Source organism: Myxococcaceae bacterium JPH2 (genome assembly GCA_016458225.1).
GTDB lineage: Bacteria > Myxococcota > Myxococcia > Myxococcales > Myxococcaceae > Citreicoccus.
Window position 1 is genome coordinate 1 of the sequence record JAEMGR010000006.1, and the last position, 21,785, is coordinate 21,785.

The 21,785-nt window shown below is 71.1% G+C and carries 14 protein-coding genes; 10 read left to right on the forward strand and 4 right to left on the reverse strand.

All coding sequences use genetic code 11. The features are described from left to right. The 4 genes from JGU66_12695 to JGU66_12710 form a co-directional block, all read right to left on the reverse strand. Positions 1 to 7,016: amino acid adenylation domain-containing protein (locus tag JGU66_12695; GenBank protein MBJ6761626.1), on the reverse strand; the 7,016-nt coding region annotated here is incomplete at its 3' end. Positions 7,017 to 7,097: 81 nt separating this feature from the next. Further along, a complete protein-coding gene (locus JGU66_12700; GenBank protein MBJ6761627.1) occupies positions 7,098 to 7,367 on the reverse strand; it encodes a hypothetical protein in 270 nt (89 codons plus the stop codon). A gap of 41 nt (positions 7,368 to 7,408) precedes the next feature. Further along, positions 7,409 to 11,425 (reverse strand): amino acid adenylation domain-containing protein, encoded by a 4,017-nt coding sequence (locus JGU66_12705; protein ID MBJ6761628.1) that lies wholly within the window; start codon positions 11,423 to 11,425, stop codon positions 7,409 to 7,411. A gap of 46 nt (positions 11,426 to 11,471) precedes the next feature. Next, a complete protein-coding gene (locus JGU66_12710) occupies positions 11,472 to 13,151 on the reverse strand; it encodes an AMP-binding protein (protein ID MBJ6761629.1) in 1,680 nt (559 codons plus the stop codon). Positions 13,152 to 13,347: 196 nt separating this feature from the next. Between JGU66_12710 and JGU66_12715 the strand changes: the two genes are divergently transcribed. Genes JGU66_12715 through JGU66_12760 form a run of 10 tightly spaced genes read left to right on the forward strand, consistent with a single transcriptional unit; the run spans position 13,348 to position 21,782 of the window. Further along, positions 13,348 to 14,175 (forward strand): transketolase, encoded by an 828-nt coding sequence (locus JGU66_12715; protein ID MBJ6761630.1) that lies wholly within the window; start codon positions 13,348 to 13,350, stop codon positions 14,173 to 14,175. Then, on the forward strand, positions 14,172 to 15,209 hold the full coding sequence (locus JGU66_12720) for a hypothetical protein (GenBank protein ID MBJ6761631.1): 1,038 nt from the start codon (positions 14,172 to 14,174) through the stop codon (positions 15,207 to 15,209). The genes JGU66_12715 and JGU66_12720 overlap by 4 nt, the downstream gene beginning before the upstream one ends. Continuing rightward, complete coding sequence (lysW, locus tag JGU66_12725; GenBank protein ID MBJ6761632.1) at positions 15,210 to 15,404, forward strand: lysine biosynthesis protein LysW; 195 nt, start codon at positions 15,210 to 15,212, stop codon at positions 15,402 to 15,404. Positions 15,405 to 15,411: 7 nt separating this feature from the next. Beyond that, entirely contained in the window at positions 15,412 to 16,254 is an 843-nt protein-coding gene (locus JGU66_12730) for a RimK family alpha-L-glutamate ligase (GenBank protein ID MBJ6761633.1), read from the forward strand. Beyond that, a complete protein-coding gene (gene argC / locus JGU66_12735; GenBank protein MBJ6761634.1) occupies positions 16,251 to 17,291 on the forward strand; it encodes an N-acetyl-gamma-glutamyl-phosphate reductase in 1,041 nt (346 codons plus the stop codon). Before JGU66_12730 ends, argC begins: the two co-directional genes overlap by 4 nt. A 12-nt stretch (positions 17,292 to 17,303) precedes the next feature. Further along, entirely contained in the window at positions 17,304 to 18,161 is an 858-nt protein-coding gene (locus JGU66_12740) for a phage major capsid protein (GenBank protein MBJ6761635.1), read from the forward strand. A gap of 2 nt (positions 18,162 to 18,163) precedes the next feature. Then, positions 18,164 to 19,111 (forward strand): sulfotransferase, encoded by a 948-nt coding sequence (locus JGU66_12745; GenBank protein ID MBJ6761636.1) that lies wholly within the window; start codon positions 18,164 to 18,166, stop codon positions 19,109 to 19,111. Then, complete coding sequence (locus tag JGU66_12750; GenBank protein ID MBJ6761637.1) at positions 19,089 to 19,862, forward strand: SDR family oxidoreductase; 774 nt, start codon at positions 19,089 to 19,091, stop codon at positions 19,860 to 19,862. The genes JGU66_12745 and JGU66_12750 overlap by 23 nt, the downstream gene beginning before the upstream one ends. Further along, positions 19,859 to 20,725, forward strand: a complete 867-nt coding sequence (locus tag JGU66_12755) for a [LysW]-aminoadipate kinase (protein MBJ6761638.1) — start codon at positions 19,859 to 19,861, stop codon at positions 20,723 to 20,725. The genes JGU66_12750 and JGU66_12755 overlap by 4 nt, the downstream gene beginning before the upstream one ends. After that, a complete protein-coding gene (locus JGU66_12760; GenBank protein MBJ6761639.1) occupies positions 20,712 to 21,782 on the forward strand; it encodes a M20/M25/M40 family metallo-hydrolase in 1,071 nt (356 codons plus the stop codon). The genes JGU66_12755 and JGU66_12760 overlap by 14 nt, the downstream gene beginning before the upstream one ends. Positions 21,783 to 21,785 lie beyond the last annotated feature (3 nt).

The following is a 21,785-nucleotide window of genomic DNA, read 5'->3' on the forward strand; positions in this document are numbered from 1 at the left end:
CCCTGGAGCCAGGAGCGCTGCCACTGGGCGAAGTCCGCGTACTGGATGGGCAGCGGCGGGAGCGCGGGCGACGAGCCGCTGGCGAAGGCGGCGTACGCGGCGCTCAGCTCCTTCGCGAACACGTCGATGGACCAGCCATCGAAGATGATGTGGTGGAACGCGAGCAGGAGGACAGGGTCCTCGTCGTCCACGCGGACGAGCGTGGCCCGGAGCAGCGGACCCTGGCGCAGGTCGAACGGCTGGCGAATCTCTCGCTCGGCTCGGGCGCGGATGGCCTGGGGCACATCCTGCCCCTCCGCGACGCGCAACGTCTCCCGCTTCAGCGCGACGGCCATGGTGGGCAGGACGTGCTGCAGGGGCTGTCCGTCCTCCTCGGTGAAGACGGTGCGCAGCACGCCGTGCCGCTGCACGAGCAGGGCGATGGACTTCTCCAGCGCGGTGTCGTCGACCGGGCCCCGCAGTCGCGCGAACATCGGGACGTGGTACGCGTGGCCGGTGGCGTCGATCTGCGCGATGAACCACAGGCGCTGCTGCGCGAAGGACTGCGGTGAGCGCTGGCTTCGCGTCATCGGCACGAGCGGCGGCAGGCGCGCGGGCTGGTTCTCCTGGCGCACGTCCTCCAGTCGCGTGGCGAGGGTCTCGACGGTGCGGGCCTCGAAGAGGAGGCGTACGGGGAAGTCGAGCGACAGCGTCTCACGCAGGCGCGAGGCGGCTTGGGTGGCCATGAGCGAGTGGCCTCCCAGGTCGAAGAAGTTGTCCTCCGCGCCCAGACGCGGCAGTCCCAGCAGAGGCGCCCAGATGTCGGCGACCACCTGCTCCAGCGGCGTGCGCGGTGCCACGAACTCGCGCGTGTCGAGTGCCGCCTCCGGCGCGGGCAGGGCCTTGCGGTCCACCTTGCCGTTGGGGTTGAGCGGCAGGGCGTCCAGGACGACGAGGGCGCCGGGGACCATGTACTCGGGCAGCGACTGACGCAGCCGTGCCTTCAGCTCGCCCGCGTCCAACGTGTGCCCGGGCTTGGGCGCGACGTAGCCGACCAGCTTCTTGCCCACGCCCTCATCCAGCGCGACGACCACCACGTCCTTCACGGCGTCGTGGGCGCGCAGCGCGGTCTCAATCTCTCCCAGCTCCACGCGGAAGCCGCGGATCTTCACCTGGAAGTCGGCGCGGCCCAGGTACTCGAGCACGCCGTCGGCCCGGTACTTCACGCGGTCGCCCGTGCGGTACATGCGGCTTCCCGGCGGTCCGTAGGGCGCGGGGATGTAGCGCTCCGCGGTCAGGTCGGGCCGCAGGAGATAGCCGCGCGTGGTGCCTTCTCCCGCGAGGTACAGCTCGCCCACCACGCCCACCGGCACGGGCTGGAGCTGCGCATCGAGCAGATAGGCCCGCGTGTTGGACAGCGGTCGCCCGATGTCGGGCTCTCGCTCCACGCCCACCAGCGACACCGTGGAGAAGGTGGTGTCCTCCGAAGGGCCGTAGAGGTTGTACAGCTTGTGCACCGTGGGCACGCTGTACACGAGGCGCGCGAGCGTGCCGGGGATGGCCTCGCCGCCCAGGTTCACGATGTGCGCGTGGGGTGGCACCGCGCCCTGTTGGACGAGCAGCGCCATCGCCGAGGGCACCGTGTCGATGAGGGTGACCTCGTTCGCCGCGGGCAGCTCCGCGAGGTGCAACGCATTGCGCGCCACCACCACGCTGCCACCGCAAGACAGGGGCGCGAACAGCTCGAACACCGACATGTCGAAGTTCAGGCTGGTGGAGGCGAGCACGCCTTGCAGCGCGGCGCGGTCATAGGTGTCGAGGGACCACTGGATGACGGCCACCGCGTTGCGGTGCGCGATGGCCACGCCCTTGGGCCGGCCCGTGCTGCCCGAGGTGTAGATGAGGTACGAGAGGTTCTCCGGCAGCACCTCCACGTCGGGCGCGTGCTCGGGCTGGAGCGCCAGCTCGGGGTCGGTGTCCAGGCAGACGGCGGGCGCGGGGTGCTCGGGCAGCGTGGCCAACAGGCGCGAGTGCGCCACCAGCGCGGGGCCTCGCGCGTCCTGGAGCAGCCACGCCAATCGCTCCTTGGGATAGTTCGGGTCGAGCGGGACGTACGCGCCGCCCGCCTTGAGGATGCCGAGGACGCCCACCACCATATCCGCCGTGCGCTCCACGCACAGGCCGACCCTCACCTCCGGGCCCACGCCCATGCCTCGCAGCCGATGCGCGAGCTGGTTCGCCCGAGCGTCCAACTCGCGGTAGGTGAGGCGCTTCTCCGGGCTGATGACGGCGACCGCGTCGGGCGTGCGCCGCACCTGGGCTTCCACCAGGCCGTGCAGCGTGGCGTCGCGCGGGAAGTCCGCCTCGTTGCGATTCCACTCGACCAGGAGTTGGTGGCGCTCGGCCTCGGACAACAAGGGCAGGTCGCTGATGCGGCGGTCGGGTTGGGCGAGCGCGCTGGCGAGGAGTCGCGCGTGGTGGTCGGCCATCCGCTCGAGGGTCGCGCGGGTGAACAGGTCGACGTTGTATTCCCAGAGGAAGGACAGGCCCGTGGGCGCCGGCTGTGCGAAGAGGGTGAGGTCGAACTTCGACATCCCCGTCTCCACGTCGAGCGTCGACGCGGTGATGCCGGGCAGCTCCAGCGTGGCGGTGGCCGCGTTCTGGAGCACGAACATCGCCTGGAAGAGCGGCGTGCGGCTGAGGTCTCGCTCCAGTCCGAGCGCGTCCACGAGCTGCTCGAAGGGCAGTTCCTGGTGCGCGAACGCGGAGAGGGAGGCGTCGCGGGCGCGGTCGAGCAACTGCGTGAAGGTCGTGCCGCTCGGCAGGTGGAGCCGGAGCGGGACGGTGTTGGCGAAGAAGCCGATGAGCGGCTCCAGCTCCGGCTGGGTGCGTCCGGCGATGGGCGCGCCCACCACGATGTCGTCCTGGCCCGTGTAGCGCGAGAGCAGCGCGTGGAAGGACGCGAGCAGTGCCATGAAGGGCGTGACGCCGCGCTGGAGGCACAGGGCATCCAGCGCGCCCGACAGCGCGGGCGGGAGCGAGACGGACAGGTGCGCGCCTCGGAAGGACTGCACGGGCGGGCGAGGCAGGTCGGTGGGCAGCTCCAGCGCGGGAGGCGCTCCGGCGAGGCGCTGCTTCCAACTGGAGAGGAGCGAGTCGAGGACGGGGCCGGTCAGCCACTCGCGCTGCCACCGCGAGAAGTCGGCGTACTGGACGGGCAGCGGGGGGAGGACGGGCTCGGGCTGGCCTCGAGAGAACGCGGAGTAGAAGGCGGCCAGCTCGCGCTGGAGGACATCGAGCGACCAGCCATCACAGACGACGTGGTGCAGGGTCACCAGCAGCACATGGTGGTGCGGCTCGACCTGGAGGAGCGAGGCGCGAACGAGCGGGCCCTGGCGCAAGTCGAAGGGGCGGCGGACCTCTTCCTCCGCGAGCCGGAGCGCTTCGTCCAAGGAGTCGATGCGCCGCGACGTCAGGGCGAAGTCGACGACGGGGGAGATGACCTGGACGGGGCGGCTGTCCACCTGGGTGAACGTGGTGCGCAGCGCCTCGTGGCGCTGGATCAGCGCGGAGAAGCTTCGCTCCAGGGCACTGGCGTCCAGCGGGCCCCGCAGGTTCAGGAACAGCGGGAGGTTGTAGGCGAACGACGCGGTGTCGAACTGGTGGATGAACCAGAGGCGCTGCTGCGCGAAGGACAGCGGGAGCGGACCTGTGCGCGGTTTCGCGACGAGCGCGGGCGCGTGCGGCAGCGCGGCGGAGGACTTCTGGGGTTCGAGCAGGGACTGGAGGTGGTCGGCCAGCTCCTCGACGGTGGGGTGCTCGAAGAGGGCGCGCAGCGGGAGGTTGATGAGGAAGCGCGCGCGCAGGCGTGACACCACCTGCGTGGCGAGCAGCGAGTGCCCGCCGCGCTCGAAGAAGTTGTCGCTGACGCCCACGCGGGGCAGATGCAGCAGCGTGGCCCACAGCGACGCGATGGCCGCCTCGACTGGCGTGCGCGGCGCGATGAAGGATTCCTCGTCCGAGGCGAGGACCGGCGTGGGGAGCGCCTTGCGATCCAGCTTGCCGCTGGGCGTGAGCGGGAAGGTGGCCAGGGTCGTGAAGGCCGCGGGCACCATGTACTCGGGCAGCCGGCCCTTGAGCGCGGAGCGCAGCGTCGCGGCGTCCAGCGTGACGCCGGGCTTCGGCACGACGTAGGCGAAGAGCTGCTTGCCCAGGCCCGCCTCATCGCGGGCGACGACGGCCACGTCCTGGACTCCCTCTATCGCGGAGAGGGCGGCCTCCACTTCGTGCAGCTCGACGCGATAGCCGCGCACCTTCACCTGCGCGTCGCGGCGGCCGAGGAACTCGATGTCACCGGAGGGGAGGAAGCGGGCGAAGTCGCCGGTGCGGTACATGCGCTCGCCGGGCGTGGGCGCATGGCAGTCCGGGAGGAAGCGCTCGGAGGTGAGGTCGGGCCGGTGGAGGTAGCCGCGCGCGAGCTGCTTGCCGCCGATGTACAGCTCGCCCGGGACTCCAAGGGGCACGGGCTGGAGGTACGCGTCGAGCAGGTAGATGCGCGCGTTGGTGATGGGCTTGCCAATGGGTGGCAGGTCCGGCCACGTCTCGGGCGCGCCGCGCAGCATGAAGGCGGTGCCGGCGTGCGTCTCGGTGGGGCCGTAGTGATTGTCCAGGGCGCAGGCGGGCAGCGCGCGCAGCATCCGGCGCAGCGCGGGCGTGAGGCGGAGCTGCTCGCCAGCCGTGTTGATTTCGAGCAGGTGCACCGGCAGCAGCCCCTCCTCCGCGCTCACCTCCGCGAGGTGCTGGAGCGCGACGAAGGGGAGGAAGAGTCGCTCCACGGCGCGCTCGCGCAGCAGGTGCAGCAGCGCATGCGTGTCGCGGCGGACGTCGTCGGTGAGGAGGACGACCTCGCCTCCGGCCACGAGCGTGGGGAGCAGCTCCTGGAAGCAGACGTCGAAGCTGAGCGCGGAGAACTGGAGCGTCCGAGCGCGCGGCGCGGTGGAGCGCAGGTTCTGCCAGTGGATGAGGTTGAGGAGCTGGCGGTGCGGCATGGCCACGGCCTTGGGCACGCCCGTGGAGCCGCTGGTGAAGATGACGTAGGCGAGGTGATCCGGGCCCGAGCGTGGCTCCGGGTTGGTGTCCGGCTGCGCGGCGAGCCCTGGGGTGTCATCGTCCAAGAGGAGCACCGGCGCCACGTCGCGCGGGAGCGAGGGCTCCAGGTGCCGCTGCGCGAGGAGCAGCTTCGCGCGCGAGGACTGGAGCATGAGGGCCAGTCGCTCGGGCGGATAGGCCGGGTCGAGCGGGCAGTACGCGCCGCCGGCCTTGAGGATGGCGAGCAGCGCGATGGGCAGCGAGAGCGAGCGCTCGACACACAGCGCGACGGGCGCGTCCGGGCCCACGCCGTGCTCGCGCAGCAGATGTGCCAGTTGGTTGGCGCGCCGATTGAGCGCGTCGTAGGTGAGGGTGGCGTCCTCGAAGCGGACCGCGATGGCTTCCGGGGCGCGGCGCACGGCCTCCTCGAAGAGGGCATGCGCGCCCAGCGCGGGAGGCACGGACACCGCCGAGTCATTCCACTCGACGAGCAGCCGGTGACGCTCCGTCTCGGAGAGCAGCGACAGGGAGGCCAGCGGACGCGACGGCTGCGCGACCGCGCCCTCCAGCAGCCGGGCGTAGTGCGCGGCCATGCGCGCCACCGTCGCCTCGTCGAAGAGGTCGGTGTTGTACTCCCACCAGCTCCGGATGCCCTCCGGCGTCTCGCGCATGAAGACGGCGAGGTCGAAGCGCGACACCCCGGGCTCGAACTCCAGCTCCTCCACGGCCACGCCCGGGAGCTGAAGCGCGGACGCGCCGCTCTCCTGGATGAACATGACCTGGAACAGCGGCGTGCGGCTCAGGTCTCGCACGGGCTGGAGCGCCTCCACCAGTTGCTCCAGCGGCACGTCCGGATGCGCGTAGGCCCCGAGGCAGACCTTGCGCACTTGCGCCAGGAGGGTGCGGAAGTCCTGCTCACCAGCGACCTCCACGCGCAGCGCCAGCGTGTTGGCGAAGAAGCCGAAGACGCCCTCCAGCTCGCGCCGGCTCCGCGCCGCGATGGGCGTGCCCACCACGATGTCCGACTGGCCGCTGTAGCGAGAGAGCAGGGCCTGGAAGCCCGCGAGCAGCGTCATGAAGGAGGTGACTCCCTCCTTGCGGCTCAGTGTCTGGATGTCGGTGGACAGCGCGGCGGGCAGGGCCACGCGGTAGCGCGCGCCGCGCGAGGATTGGACCGGTGGACGTGGCCGGTCCGTGGGCAGGTCGAGCGAGGCAGGAGCGCCCGCGAGCTGCGCCTTCCACCACGCGAGCTGCCCTTCGAGTACTTCGCCGCGCATCCACTCGCGCTGCCACGCGACATAGTCCGCGTACTGCACGGTGAGCGGCGGCAGCGTGGGCGCTGCGCCCGAGAGCGCCGCCACGTAGAGTGACTTCAGCTCTCGCTCCATCAGGCCCAGCGACCAGACGTCGCAGATGATGTGGTGGACCGTGAAGAGCAGCGCGTGCACCTGCGGCGCCAGTTGGATCAGCCGCGCGCGGAACATCGGGCCCTGCTTCAACTGGAACGGCTGGCGGACCTCCGCCTCGGCGAGCCGACGCAGCGCGATGGCTTCGTCCTCGGCCCCTGTCGTGTCGAGTGCCTCCACGGGCAACGCCACGTCCAGGTGGGGCACGATGCGCTGCTCGGGACGGCCATCCACCTCCTCGAAGTGGGTGCGCAGGGCCTCGTGACGCTGGACCCACGCGACGAAGGCCCGCTCCAACGCGGGCGCGTCCAGCGGGCCCGTGAGCCGCATGAAGTACGAGACGTTGTACGAGGAGTTCCCCGGCGCGAGCTGATCGATGAACCACAGCCGGAGCTGCGCGAACGACAGCGGCAGCGTGCCTTGGCGGGACACCGGGACGACGGGCGGCGCTCGACGCGCGGGCTTGGGTGGGGGCGCGGCCGGCGCGAGCGTGCCAGCCGACTGCGTGTCTCGCGGGAGCGGGGACCCAGGGTGCTCGTTCATGGCGCGGCTCGGGATGAGGAAGAGGAGGGGAGAGGAACGTTCATGCGCGCGCGGGAGATGGACCCCACGCGCTCATGCGCTTCAGGCCGCGGGGGCCGCGCCGCCCTGTTCCTGCAGGAGCTGCTCGCAGAGCGAGGCCACGTGCTCCAGCGTGTTGAACAGGTCCACCATGGAGACCTGCACGCCCAGCTCGTCCTCGATGCGGTTGGCCAGCATGGTGGCGAGCAACGAGTTGCCGCCGATCTCCAGGAAGTGGTCCGCCGGCCGCACCACCTCCACTCCCAGCGACTCGCGCCAGTAGTCAGCCAACTTCTGTTCCATGGACGTTCGGAGGACGCTGTCGGTGCTCACGGGTTGCTCCTTGAGTGCACGGATATCTGAATGTTGCGAATTTAAGAATTATCTCGTTTATTCCGCGAGAGGAAGGCGCGTTGAATGGCGGCGCGCAGATGCGCCGCGAGCACCTCCACGTTCCCGGGGCGGAGGATGGAGTAGTGGTCGCCCGGGATGACGTGGACCTCCAGCGGGCCGGTGGCCACGCGCTCCCACTCGTGCACACGGGGTGACGCGCTGGATTCGAGCGAGAGCACGGGGCCGGAGTACTGCGGCGTCTCGTAGGTCCACGCGGCCATGAGGTTCGTCTCGAAGACGTGGCGCAGGGACTGGAGCGGCTCGGTGTCGCTGGGCGAGCGCCCGGTGGCGCGCAGCAGGTCCTCGTAGAAGAGCGCGCCGAAGCGGCTGCGCTCCTGCTCCAGGTCAGGCGTCTGTCCCTCGGCGAAGGGCCGGGCATACGTGTCGATGAGCGCGAGCAGCGCGACCTGCTCGCCTTGCCCCGTGAGCCGCGAGGCCATCTCCCACGCGATGGAGCCCCCCATGGACCAACCGCCGAGCAGATAGGGCCCGTGCGGCTGACGGGCGCGCACGGCGGCGAGGTAGTGCTCGGCCAGGGCTGGAATCGTTCGCAGCGGTTCGGCCTCGCCCTCCAGGCCGCGCGCTTGGAGGCCGTAGATGGGCCGCTCGGAGCCGAGCGCTCGCGCCAGCTCCGCGTAGCTGAGCACGGTGCCGCCCACGGGGTGGACGCAGAAGAAGGGCGGGTGCGCCGCGCCGCCCCGCAGCTCCACGAGCGGAGACGCGTCGCGCGTGTCCTGCCGCAAGTGCTCGGCGAGCTTCTCGACGGTGGGGTGCTCGAAAAGGGTGGCCACCGGCAGCGCGCGGCCCGTCAGTCCCCGGACGCGCGACAGCAGGCGCAGGGCGGACAGCGAGTGGCCGCCCAGGGCGAAGAACGAGTCCGTCACGCCGATGGGCCTTGTCGCCAGCACCTCTTCCCACACCTGCACGAGCCGCTGCTCCAGCTCCGTGCGAGGCGCGACGTGCGCGCCCCCGAGCGACTGGCTTGGATCCGGCACGGGCAGGCCCTTGCGGTCCACCTTGCCGGTGGGCATGAGCGGCAGGGACTCCAAGCGCACCAGGGCCGAGGGCAGCATGTACTCGGGCAGGCGCCGCGCGAGCGCATCGCGCAGGGACTCGGGCTCCCATGCGGACGCGGGCAGGACGACGTAGCCCACGAGTCGGCGCTCTTTGGGCGAGTCCGCGGGCGAGCCCGCTGGTGAGTCCTCGCGCACCACGACGATGGCGTCCTTCACGCCCGGTTGGGCGCGCAGCGCGGCCTCCACCTCGCCCAGCTCGATGCGGAAGCCTCGCAGCTTCACCTGTCCATCGCGGCGGCCAAGGAACTCCAGCGTGCCGTCCGCGAGCCAGCGGGCCTGGTCTCCCGTGCGGTACAGCCGCGCGCCCGGCGTGGTGCCGAAGCGCGAGGGGATGAAGCGGTCGGCGGTGCGGTCCGGCCGCCCGTGATAGCCGTGGGCGAGGCTGGCGCCTCCGACGTGCACCTCTCCGGGGACGCCGATGGGGCTGAGCTGCCCGTGGTCATCGAGCACCAACACCTGGAGGTTGGGGATGGGCTCGCCGATGGGGGGCAGCGTGGGCCACGTGCTCGGCGCGCCTCGGGCCCGCCAGGCGGTGACGACGTGCGCCTCGGAGGGGCCGTACTCGTTCTCCAGCACGCAGCCCGGGAGCCGCTCGAAGAGCGCCACGAGCGCGGGCGTCACCTGGAGCTGCTCGCCCGCGGTGATGACCTCGTTGAGGGGAGGCAGGCGCTCCTCGCCCAGCGCGGCATCGGCGAGCGACTGCAGCGCGACGAAGGGCAGGAAGAGTCGCTCCACGCCGTGGCGGAGCAGGTGGTGGAGCAGGGCCGTTGGATCTCGCCGCGTCTCGTTGGAGACGAGCAACACCCGGCCACCCAGGCACCAGGTGCCGAACATCTCCTGGAAGGAGACATCGAAGTTGAGCGAGGCGAACTGGAGCGTGGTGGCGGTGGGGTTGACCGCGCGTTGGATGAGCCAGCCCAGCATGTTCCCCACCGCGCGGTGGGACATCACGATGCCCTTGGGGCGGCCGGTGCTGCCGGACGTGTAGACGAAGTAGCAGGGCGCCTCGGGGGAGAGGTCCACGCCCGGAGTGCGCGCGGGCCGTGCGGCGATCTCCTCGGCCGCCCGCTCCATGCGGACCACTCGAGCCGACAGGGACGCGGGCAGGGCGCGCGCGGGCCCCGCGTGTGCGAGCACCACGGGCGCGCCGGTGTCCTCCAACATCAGCGCGAGCCGCTCCGCGGGGAGGCTGGGATCCAACGGAAGGAACGCGGCGCCCGCCTTCATCGTCGCGAGCACCGCGACGGGCATGTCCAGGCTGGCCCGCTCCAGGCAGAGCCCCACGGTGCCCAGCGGTGGAACGCCCAGCGCCCGCAGGTGCCACGCGAGCTGGTTGGCGCGCGCGTCGAGCTGCGCGTAGGTGAGCGCGTGCGCGCCGTCCGTGACGGCCTCGGCGTGCGGTGTGCGGAGGACCTGCTCCTGGACCCAGTGGTGGATGAGGTCCGGGGCGAACGAGTCGTCGCGCCGCGAAGCCCACTCGACGAGGAGCCGATGCCGCTCGGCGTCCGACAAGAGGGGCAGCGTCCCCAGCCGTGCCTCGGGGTGGGAGACCACGGCCTCCAAGAGCCGCGCGTGGTTGGCCGCCATGCGGCGCACCGTGTCCTCGTCGAAGAGGGCGGTGTTGAACTCCCAGAAGCTCACCAGCCCCTGCGGCGTCTCGCGCATGAAGAGGGTGAGGTCGAACTTGGCGAAGCCCGGCTCGAAGTCCAGCTCCTCCGAGGAGAGCCCGGGCAGCGTCAGCTCCGGGAAGCCGAGCTGCACCGCGAGCATCGCTTGGAAGAGCGGAGTGCGGCTCAGGTCGCGCGCGGGCTGCACCGCGTCCACGATGTGCTCGAAGGGCACGTCCTGGTGGGCGAACGCGCCGAGGCAGTGCTCGCGCACGCGGCCGAGCAGCGTGCGGAAGGTGTCTTGTGGCGCGACGCGGGCGTGCAGCGGCAGCGTGTTGACGAAGAAGCCGATGAGGCCCTCCAACTCGCGGCGCACGCGGCCGGAGATGGGCGAGCCGACGATGATGTCCTCCTGCCCGCTGTAGCGCGACAGCAGCACCTGGAAGGTCGCGAGCAGCGTCATGAACAGCGTGACGCCCTCCGCGCGGGCGCACCGATGGATGGCCTCGGTGAGTCCCAGGGGAAGCTGTGTGCGGAAGCTCGCCCCACGGAAGGTCTGCACCGGAGGGCGCGGACGGTCCGTGGGGAGCGCGAGCACGGGAGGCACGCCGGCCAGTCGGTCAATCCACCAGGACAGCTGTTCATCCCGCGCGCCGGCCTCCAGCCAGTCGCGCTGCCATCGCGCATAGTCCGCGTACTGCACCGTCAGCGGCGGGAGTCGCGGCTCGGCGCCTTGGGTGAACGCGCCGTAGAGCGCCGCCAGCTCCCGGGCGAGCACACCCAGGGACCACGCATCGCCCACGATGTGATGCTGGCTCAAGAGCAGCGCGTGTTCGTGGGGCGCGAGGCGCACGAGCGTGGCGCGGAACACCGGGCCTCGCTCCAGGTCGAAGGGGCGTCGGGCCTCCTGCTCGGCGCGCTCGCGCAGGGCCTCGGGGCCCGCGCCGTCGGCCAGCGCCTCCGTGACGAGCACCGTGTCCGGAACGGGGGCCACGCGCTGCACGGGCTGACCGCCCTCCTCACCGAACGTGGTGCGCAGCGACTCGTGGCGCAGACACAGCGCGCGCAGCGCTCGCTCCAGCGCGTCCGCGTCCAGCGGCCCCACCAGCCGCGCGAAGAACGCGATGTTGTAGGAGAAGCCTCCCGCGTCCAGCCGGGAGAGGAACCACAGACGCTCTTGCGCGAAGGACTGGCGCAGCGGCCCCTCGCGCGCAATCACCGCCAGGGGAGGGGCCCGCCGCGAGCGCACGGCGCGCGTCCGTGTCCCATCGGAATCCTTCACGTCCCGTGGCTCGGAGGGGAATGAGAGGGTCATGGCGCCCGCCGAACCTTAACAGGATGTCTTTGAATGTCGTTTTGTCCTAACGCGCGCGCGAATTGAGCTGCTCACGCAAGAGGTGCTTGCGCACCTTGCCGGTGGCCGTCTTGGGCATCGCGTCGACGAGTTCCAGGCGGTCTGGCCAGTACTGATTGGACATGCCCTGCTGCTTCAGGTGCTGGCGCAGCTCGTCCAGGGTGGGCGTGCCCTCGCCCTCGCGCGTCACGACGACGGCACAGACACGCTCGCCGCCAATCTTGTCATCCGAGTGCGCGACGACCGCGACTTCCTTCACCTTGGGATGGGAATACAGCGCGGATTCCACTTCCACGACGGGAATCTTATAGCCATATCGAAAGATGACGTCCTTGAGCCGGCCGACGATGCGGATGCCGCCTCGGCCGTCGTCGCGCGCCAGGTCTCCGGTGTCGAACCAGCCTTCGGCGTCCACACTGGCGGCATAGATGTCGTCACGCTTGAAATAGCTCAGACACTGGCTGGCGCCGCGCACCAACAGGCGGCCGGTGCCGTCTGGATAGGGCGTCCCATCCTCGGCCACGGCGGGGGCAATCCTGACATCCATCCACTCCACCGCGCGGCCGTCGCTGTGGGCGGGCCAGTCTGGCGGGTCGTCCTGGCGGGTGATGGTGACGGCGCCATTCTCCGTCATCCCCCACAATGTGTGCAGTTGAATGCCGAACATTTCCCTCACGGTCGCGATGAGGTGGGGCGGAACGGGGATGGAGCCCGTGGCCAGCTTTCGCAACGAGGAGGTGTCGCGCGGGCGCTTGCGCTGCGTCGCGATGACATTCATCAGGTAGGTCGGAATGCCATAGGAGAAGGTGACGCGGTGCTCCTCGATGAGCTTGAGCGTCAGCTCGGGGTCACCCACGTCCATGTAGACGGCGGTCGCGCCGAGCTGCACGGGGAGCTGGAACAGATAGGTGAAGCCCGTGGAGGCGGTGAGCAGGGACGGGAGGCAGAAGACGTCCTCGCCCGTCAGTGACAGGGTTTCTCCCAGCGCCCGGGTGATGCCGTAGTTGGTGTTGTGGGAGTGGATGACGCCCTTGGGCTCGCCCGTGGTGCCGGACGTGTAGAGGACGTTGCAGACCTCGTCCGCGTGGGCCTCGCGTGCGTCCAGCTCGGCGGCCGGGCGCTCCTCCTCCCAGGCGCGCGCGACGAAGGTGGCGTCGAAGTCCAGCTCGCCCGGCCCCAATGGGCCCTCGGCGCCCAGGAGCACCCGGTGCCGCAGCGAGGGCAGCACGCCCGCGATCTCCCGCGCCATGTCGCGGTGCGTGTAGCCCGCCCAGGCCTGCGGCCCGATGTACACGGACGCCTCGGTGCGGCCGAGGATGAACTCCACCTCACGCCGTCGGTAGTCCGGAGGAATGGGCGCGATGACCGCGCCCATGCGCGCGCAGGCCAGCGCCAGCGCGGAGAACTGCCACCCATTGGGGAGCTGCACCGCGACGATGTCCTCGCGACCCACCCCCAGCGACAGCAACGCCCCCGCGAACCGATCCATATAACGGCTCAGGTCCGCATAGGTCAGACGTGTCACATCCTTGGAAAAATACCGTGCGGCAATGATTGCTGTCTTCTCTGGATGGGATTGCACGGCGCGCCGAAGGTCATCCACAATCGTGGCGTCACGCCACCAACCCCTCTGCCGATAGAGGGCGCCGTGCGTCTGGGCCGCAGGGTTCTGGAAGCGCTGTCCCATCTGGATTCTCCTCGCAGGAATTGACGTATCGCGGCGCGGGAAGCGGCACGGTAGTGATGGTGTTGTCACCGGTAAAGGCAGGTTTTTCTCGCACATCCGAATATTGAGAAAATCCGCGTTGACGTAACACGATGCGATTTCCTAGGGTGCCAGCTCGCGGCCGGAACCCAGGGCTGACGCCAGCGACGCAACGGGCATGATTCCTCTCTCGGCGAATGCATCCCAATTGGAGCGGCGAGCCCGGCGGGTCCGGCGGCTCATCCTGAGGCTGGCGGCCACGCCGTCGGGCTGTCATCTCGGGGGCTCGTTGTCGGTGGTGGAGCTGCTGGTGGTGCTGTTGGGGGAGGTGATGCGGGTGGATCCGCGCGCGCCCCTGTCCCCGGAGCGAGACCACCTCATCCTGTCCAAGGGCCACGCGGCCGCGGGGATGTACGCGGCGCTGGCGGAGTTCGGCTTCCTGGACGCCGAGGAGCTGGTGAGCCGCTACAACGCGGAGGGCAGCCCGTACACCGGACACGTCAACGCGGCGGTGCCCGGAGTGGAGTTCGCCACCGGGAGCCTGGGACATGGGCTGGGGTTGGGCGTGGGGCTCACGCTGGGACACAAGCTCAAGGGCGAGCCCAACCGGACCTATGTGGTGTGCGGTGATGGAGAGATGGGCGAGGGCTCCAACTGGGAAGCGCTGCAAGTGGCCGCGCACCACCGGCTCTCCGCGCTGACGCTCGTGGTGGATCGCAACGGCGGACAGAACGACGGGCCCACCGAGTCCATTCTCTCGCAGGCCTCGCTGGCGCGGCGGCTGGAGGCGTTTGGCTTCCACACCTCCGAGGTGGACGGGCACGACCTGACGGCGCTGGGCGCCGCGCTGCGCGAGTCCGGGGGGGAGCGGCCTCGGGCGCTCGTGGCTCACACGCAGAAGGGCGCGGGGGTCCCCATGCTGCGCGGCAAGGGCCCGCACTACGCGGTGTTCTCACCGGAGCACCTGCGCCGGGCGCTCGCGTCCCTGGGCGAGGAGGCGTCATGAGCATGGCGTCACGGCCCGGCGCGGACCTGCTGGAGACGCCCGAGGTGTGGCTGCGCGAGCACCCGGAGCTGGCCTCGCGGCTCGTCTTCCGTCACGCGGCGGCGCGCTTCGCGGAGCTGGACTCGCGCATCGTCTTCCTCGAGGCGGACCTGGGCGGCGGCGCGGACCCCTTCGAGTCGCGGCACCCGGGCCGCTACTTCAACCTGGGCATCTGCGAGGCGACGCTCATCGACGTGGCGTGCGGCATGGCGCGCGTGGGCCACGTGGTGATCGCCCACTCGTTCGCGCCGTTCGGGGTGATGCGGGCCTGTGAGCAGGTGCGCCTGGGCATGGCGTACGGACGCGCGAACGTGAAGCTCGTGTGCGACTACGGCGGCGTGGCGGGCGCGTTCTTCGGGCCCACGCATCACGCGGTGGAGGACCTGGCCATCCTCCGCGCCATGCCGGGGATGACGGTGGTGTCCCCCATGGACGGGCTGGAGACGGTGCAGGCCACGCGCGCGATGCTCCAGCACGACGGCCCGGTGTACCTGCGTCTGGGGCGCAACCGCGTCACGCGGCACGACGTGCCCCGCGGTCCCTTCGAGCTGGGGCGCGCGCAGTGCCTGCGCGAGGGCGAGGACGTGGGCCTCCTGGCGCACGGCGAGGTGGGCGTGGCGGTGGCGCTGGACGCGGCGCGGCTCTTGGAAGCGCGCGGTGTGTCGTCGCGCGTGCTGAACGTGCACACGCTCAAGCCGCTGGACGAGGCGGCGGTGCTGGAGACGGCGGAGCGCACGCGGCTGCTGGTGACGGTGGAGGAGCACAACGTCCTGGGCGGCCTGGGCGGAGCGGTCTGCGAGACGGTGGGCGCGGTGGGCCTGGGGCGGCGCGTGGTGCGCGTGGGCCTTCAGGACCGGTACGACGCGACGGCGGGCTCGCACGAGTCATTGCTGGCCGGACACGGTTTGGAGGGGGCGCAGGTGGCGGAGCGCGTGTTGAGCGCGCTGCCGCGTCCCCGGATGGCGGCGGTTGGACCAGTCACGAGGAGGAGTTGAATGCAGCCGCAAAAGCAGATGGACGCCCTGGGTGGCAGCCCATGTCCCCTGTGTGCGCTGGACGTCCCGGGGGGGAACCGGATGATGGGCGAGGTCGTCACATGCGAAGGCTGTGACGCGGAGCTGGAGGTGGTGGGGCTCAATCCACTGCGTCTGGCCGAGGCGCCCGAGGTCGAGGAAGACTGGGGCGAGTAGTCGGCCCATGGCGACGATCGACCTCGTCTACACGCGCCTGCGCGCCGAGGAGCGGCTGATTCACGACGCCCTCCGCCGGCGAGACTGCGTCGTGCACATGCACCAGGACGCGGACCTGGTGCTGTCGTTGGACAAGCGGCCCTGGTCGCAGAGCGACACGGTGCTCATGCGCAGCATGTCCTTCACGCGGGCGCGCTACCTGGCCACCTTCCTGGAGGTGAAGGGGGCACGCGTCCTCAACAGCGCGCGGGCCATCTCCACCTGCGGGGACAAGGCCCTGACGTCCGCGGCGCTGGCGGCGCGCGGCGTGCGGCAGCCGTGGTCGTTCGTGGCCTTCGATGAGGAGGCGTGCCTCGCGGAGATTGAGCGGCGGGGCTACCCGGTGGTGACGAAGCCGGTGCTGGGCTCGTGGGGCCGCATGGTGGCGCGCATCGACTCGCGCAGCGCCGCCGAGGGCATCCTGTCCACGCGCTTCGGGACGGGCGGCGCGCAGGACCACGTGGCGCTCGTGCAGCAGTACATCGACAAGCCGGGCTATGACTTGCGCGTGTACGTGATGGGGCGCGCGGTGGGCGGCATGCGCCGGCGCTCCGAGCATTGGATCACCAACACGGCGCGCGGCGCGGTGCCGGAGCGCTACGAGGTCCCCGCCGCGCACGCGAAGCTGGCGGAAGAGGCCGCGGCGGCGGTGGGTGGCGACATCGTCGCGGTGGACCTGCTGGAGACGCGCGAGGGCGAGGTCTACGTCAACGAGCTGAACCACTGCGTGGAGTTCGGGCGGAGCATCGAGCTGACGGGCATCCCGCTGCCGGACCTCATCGCCGAGCACGTGTTGGGAGTCCGGCGATGACGGCGCGCGTGGCGGTGCTGGGCGCGGCCGGCTACACGGGCGGCGAGGTGCTGCGCCTCTTGTTGGCCCACCCGGCCGTGGAGGTGGTGCAGGCGACCTCGGGCCAGTTCGCGGGCAAGCGGCTGGACTTCCCGCATCCGCACCTGCGGGGCATGAGCACGCTGCGCTACTCGCCCCATGACGCGGTGGAGCCGTGCGACGTGCTGGTGAGCTGCCTGCCCTCGGGCGAGCTGCTCCAGCGCTGGGAGCGCGTGGCCCCGCTGGCCGAGCGCGTGGTGGACCTGAGCGCGGACTTCCGGCTGGACGCCGAGGGACATGCGCGCTGGTACCCGCAGAACCCGCGACCTCCAGGCCTGCCCACGTTCGTCTATGGGCTGCCGGAGTGGATGGGGGAGTCGCTCGCCGGCGCGCGCTTCGTCTGCATCCCCGGGTGCATGGCGCACGCGGGGCTCCTGGCCCTCATCCCGCTGGTGCGCGCGGGCGTGGTGAAGCCCGAGGTCGTGGTGGACGCGAAGACAGGCTCATCGGGCGGCGGCTCCTCGCCGGGCCGGTCCTCGCACCATCCGGAGCGGGCCAATGCGCTGCGCTGCTTCCGGCCCGTGGGCCACCGGCACACCGGGGAGCTGGAGGACATCGTCTCGCGCGTGACGGGCGTGCGACCCACCGTCCACTTCAGCGCCACCGCTGTGCCGTCCGTGCGCGGCATCCTGGCCACCGTGCACGCGTTCGCATCGCGGCCCGTGGACGAGGCCGAGGTGGCGCGCGTGCTCGCCATGGCCTACCGGGACAAGCCGTTCGTGCGGCTGCTGCGTCCCAACTCCGCCGCGTCGCCGTTCCCGGAGCCGGGCCCGCTGGCGGGCACCAACCACTGCGACCTCGCCGTGTCCGTGGACGCCGAGCGCGGCCGCATCGTGGTCAACGCCGCCATCGACAACCTGGTGAAGGGCGCGTCGGGCACGGCGGTGCACGCGCTCAATCTCATGCTCGGGCGTCCGGAGACCGAGGGACTCGGCTTCCGGGGGCTGCATCCCCTCTAGGAAAGGAATTCCATGAGCTCGCTTGTCACGACGGCGGACGTGTCTCCCGGCAGGGCCTTCGCGGAGGCGTGCCAGCAGCAAGGAGCGCAGGCGTCCGTCTCGTTCAACACGACCATCACCGACGCCTTCCCCGGCTTCAAACGCCGCCCGCGCATCGCCGTGCGCGGCATGTTCAAGGTGGCGCGCGCGGAGAAGGACCCCGTGCCCTACTGGTACGAGACGCACCCGCGCACGGCGCCCACCGTGAAGGTGGAGGACGTGGAGCTGCGTCCCGAGGCGGCCTTCGAGTTCCATCAGGACCAGATGCCCCTGAAGCCCACCACCGCGTGGATTCAAGTGCCTCGGCCGCTGCTGGAGGACCGCGAGGCGCTGGCGCAGTTCATCGACTTCCGCCTGCTCGTGCGCCTCAACACGGCGGAGAACCAGGCGCTGTGCATCGGCAAGGGCGGCGAGCGCGTGCGGGGCTTGTTGGAGACGCCGGGCATCCGCCGCCTGCCGCCGCGCAAGACGCCGGTGGCCTCGCTCCTGTCGGCGTGCGCCGAGGTGGAGCAGATGGGCGGATCCGCGGACGGCATCATCATCAACTCGCTCGACTTCTACGCGCACCTGGTGGGCCAGAACGGGCTCCTGGGGGACCTGGCCAGCATGGGCGTTCGCATCTGCCGCACGCGCATGGTGAACCCGGGCACGGTCATCGTGGGGGACTTCACCGCCGCGGCCACGCTGTTCGACAGCGGTCGCTCCGTCATCCGCTTCGCGCAGCCTCCGCCCGGCATCTTCCCGCGCGAGGGACTGGCCGCGTATGGCGAGGTCTACACGGCGCTCACGGTGCACCTGCCCACCCACTTCTTCGTCACCTCGTTGGTGTGACGATGGCGGACGCGCCCGTGCTCACGGTCCTCTACATCACCGGGTGGTGCCGCAGCGGCAGCACCATCCTCGGCAACGTGCTCAACGAGCTGCCGGGCGCCTTCCACGTGGGCGAGCTGAGCTTCCTCTGGAAGAACGCCTACGGCCACGGCTCCAACACGTTGTGCGGCTGCGGCACGCAGCTGGTGGACTGCGCCATCTGGAAGGCCGTCCTCGAGGGGCCTGAGCGCGCGGCGGAAGTGGTGAAGCGGCAGCAGGCCGCGGTGCGCACCCGGCACACGTGGCGCGTGTTGGACGAGGCGGGCGAGTCCACCCCGCTGCGCGAGCACGCGGCCTTCCTCGCGCGCACCTACCGCGCCATCGCGGACGTGACGGGCAGCACGGTGCTGGTGGACAGCGGCAAGTTCCCCTCCGAGGCGGCGCTGCTGCCGCACGTGGAGGGCATCCGGCCCTTGTACCTGCATCTGGTGCGGGACCCGCGCGCGGTGACGCACTCGTGGACGAAGACGAAGCAGTACGTCGTCCCCATGTCCGCGGCCCGCAGCACCGCGTACTGGGTGGGCTTCAACCTCGCCTCCGAGGAAGTGACGCGCCGCCATCCGAGCGCGTCCGTCTTCCTGCGCTACGAGGACTTCATCGCCGCGCCGAGCGCCACGGTGGACACGCTGCTCGACCTGATGGGCGTGGACCGCGCGCGCAACCCGGTGGATGGGCGCACGGTGGTGCTGGGAACGAATCACACCGTCACGGGCAACCCGGACCGCTTCCGCAGCGGGCCCACGTTGCTGCGCGGCGAGGACGACGCATGGCGAGGCGAGCTGTCCGCCTCGGCTCGCGCCACCACCCTGGCCATGGCCTGGCCACTGATGGCGCGCTACGGCTACTTCTCCGGCACCGCCCCGGTCGCCGACTCCAGGAGGGACGTGCTTGGAACTGGGACTCGCCAATAAGGTCGCGCTCGTCGCCGGAGGCTCCAGCGGTCTGGGGCTCGCGGTGGCCGAGGAGCTGGTGAAGGAAGGCGCGCACGTGGCCATCGCGGCGCGTGACCCCGAGCGCCTCGCGCGCGCCGAGCGCATGCTCAACGCGGTGGGCCGCGGTCGCGTGCTCGCCTCTCCCGTGGATGTCCGGGACGCGGCGGCCATGCGCCGCTGGGTGGAGCAGGTGTCCGCCAAGCTGGGCGGTCCGCACATCGTGGTGACGAACAGCGGAGGACCTCCGCCGGGGCCCGCCACGGGCTTCGACGTGGACGACTACCGCGACGCCACGAACGCGGTGCTCTTGCCGCCCATCGGGCTGGCGCTCGCGGCGCTGCCGTACATGAAGCGGGCCGGATGGGGGCGCCTGCTCTTCATCACCTCCGAGACGGTGGTGCGTCCGGTGGCCCGCTTCGCGCTGTCGGGCTTCGCGCGCTCGGGCATCGTCGCGTTCGCCCAGGCGCTGGTGCAGGAGCTGGGCGACTCGGGCATCACCGTCAACGTGCTGGCCCCCGGCTACACGCGCACGCCGCCGGTGGAGCGCACCGCGGGGGCCTCGGGGGACGTGGACGCGGGGCTGCGCGCCATGGCCGCGCACATCCCCATGAAGCGGGTGGGGCGCGCGGACGAGTTCGCCGCCGCGGCCGTGTTCCTCGCCAGCGAGCGCGCGTCCTTCATCACGGGCACGGTGCAGCTCGTGGATGGCGGCGCGAGCGTGGTGGGATGAGCACCGCGTCCGTCGGTCTCGCGGGTCCTCCCGTGGTGGTGAAGATTGGCGGGGCCGCGGGCGTGGACCTGGACGGCGCCTGCGAGGACATCGCCGAGCTGACGCGGCAGGGCGTGCGCGTGGTCGTCGTCAACGGTGGCTCGGACGCGGGCGAGCGGCTCTTGTCGTCGCTGGGGCTCGCGCGCCGCGAGGCGACCACGGTGAGCGGCAACGTCGTGCGCCTCACCGACGCGCCCACCCTGCGCGCGCTCACCATGGCGTGGGTGGGCGAGGTGAACAAAGCCGTCGTCCTCGCGCTGCTCGCCCGAGGCGTGTCCGCCGTGGGGCTGTGCGGCGCGGATGGCCGCGTGCTGACCGCGAAGCGACGCGCGCCGCTGAAGCTCCAGGAGGGCGGGCGCGTGCGCATCGACCGGGAGCATCTGGCCGGAGAGGTGACGGCCATCAACGTCGCGCTGCTCGACGCGTTGTTCTCGGTGGGGCAGGTGCCTGTCATCTGCCCGCCCGCCGTCACGGCGGACCAGGTGCTGGTGAACGTGGACGCGGATCAGGTGGCCGCCGCGCTCGCGGTGGGGCTGGGGGCGCGGGCATTGGTGATGTTGTCCAACGTGCCGGGGCTCCTGGCGGACCCCGCGGATCCCTCGACGCTGGTTCGCGAGAGTGACGATGCGCGCGCCAGCATGCGGCTGGCCCGTGGGCGCATGCGGTACAAGTTGGAGGCGGCGGCGCGCGCGCTGGAGGGGGGAGTGCCCTCGGTGCATGTCAGCGCCTCGTGCGCGGAGCGGCCCGTGTTCTCCGCGCTGGAGGGACTTCGGGGCACGCGCTTCACCCAGCCAGGAAAGGCGGCGGCGGATGCAGGCGCGTGAGCCGGACATCGCGTTGTTGCGGTGGATGGTCGAGCAGTACAGCCCCAGTCACCACGAGCAGGCCTTCTCGCGCGCCTTGGTGGAACGGCTGGGGCGACAGGGCTGGCGCGCGCACACCGACGAGGTGGGCAACGCCATCGCGAGCCACGGCGACGGCGACACCGTCATCGCGCTCCTCGGACACATCGACACCGTGCCCGGAGAGGTGCCCGTCCGCATGGAGGGCGACACGCTCTATGGCCGGGGCGCGGTGGACGCGAAGGGCGCCATCGCCGCGTTCGTCGAGGCGGTGGAGGCGCTGACGCCCGCCGCGCGCGAGGGGAAGAAGTTCCTGCTCCTGGGCTGCGTGGAGGAGGAGGTGGCCATCACCCGAGGCGCCTTCCACGTGAAGGAGCGCTACGCACCGGACTACGTCATCAACGGCGAGCCGAGCGGCGCGCACGCGGTGACCATTGGCTACAAGGGCCTGTTGCGCCTGGACCTGGAGCACCGCGCGGCGCGGAGGCACACGGCCAGCCGCGACTACCGCGCGTCCGCCGAGCACGTGGTGGACGCCTGGAACCTGCTCAAGCGCGCGTGCGACACCTGGAACCGCGAGCGCACGTCGCTGTTCGAGCAGCACCTGCCCTCGCTGAACGCCTTCCACACCGGGGCCACCGACGAGGAGGAGTGGGCCACCGCCGCGGTCAGCATCCGCACCGGGCCGTCCACCGACGTGGAGCAGCTCCTGGCCCTGTTGGGGGAGGTGCCCTCGGTCACCGTGCGGACGGTGTCGCGCAAGGCCGCGGTCTCCACGGCGGGCCAGGATGCGCTGTTGCGCGCCTTCAAGCAGGCCATTCGCGAGCGCAACGCCCGGCCCACGCTGCGACTGAAGACGGGCACTTCGGATTGGAACACCGTGGCGTCCGCGTGGAACGTCCCCATCGTGGCGTACGGCCCCGGTGACTCCTCGCTGGACCACACGCCCCACGAGCACATCACCGTGCCCGAGTACGAGGAGGGCGTGGCGGTGCTGACCCGCGTGCTGGCCCTGCTGCCCACGAAGGGAGCGCCGTAGGCC

Coding starts and splice junctions, on each gene's coding strand:
- JGU66_12705 (MBJ6761628.1), bottom strand. CDS start 11,425: ATGACCCTCTCATTCCCCTCCGAGCCACGGGACGTGAAGGATTCCGAT.
- JGU66_12710 (MBJ6761629.1), bottom strand. CDS start 13,151: ATGGGACAGCGCTTCCAGAACCCTGCGGCCCAGACGCACGGCGCCCTC.
- JGU66_12715 (MBJ6761630.1), top strand. CDS start 13,348: ATGATTCCTCTCTCGGCGAATGCATCCCAATTGGAGCGGCGAGCCCGG.
- JGU66_12720 (MBJ6761631.1), top strand. CDS start 14,172: ATGAGCATGGCGTCACGGCCCGGCGCGGACCTGCTGGAGACGCCCGAG.
- lysW (MBJ6761632.1), top strand. CDS start 15,210: ATGCAGCCGCAAAAGCAGATGGACGCCCTGGGTGGCAGCCCATGTCCC.
- JGU66_12730 (MBJ6761633.1), top strand. CDS start 15,412: ATGGCGACGATCGACCTCGTCTACACGCGCCTGCGCGCCGAGGAGCGG.
- argC (MBJ6761634.1), top strand. CDS start 16,251: ATGACGGCGCGCGTGGCGGTGCTGGGCGCGGCCGGCTACACGGGCGGC.
- JGU66_12740 (MBJ6761635.1), top strand. CDS start 17,304: ATGAGCTCGCTTGTCACGACGGCGGACGTGTCTCCCGGCAGGGCCTTC.
- JGU66_12745 (MBJ6761636.1), top strand. CDS start 18,164: ATGGCGGACGCGCCCGTGCTCACGGTCCTCTACATCACCGGGTGGTGC.
- JGU66_12755 (MBJ6761638.1), top strand. CDS start 19,859: ATGAGCACCGCGTCCGTCGGTCTCGCGGGTCCTCCCGTGGTGGTGAAG.
- JGU66_12760 (MBJ6761639.1), top strand. CDS start 20,712: ATGCAGGCGCGTGAGCCGGACATCGCGTTGTTGCGGTGGATGGTCGAG.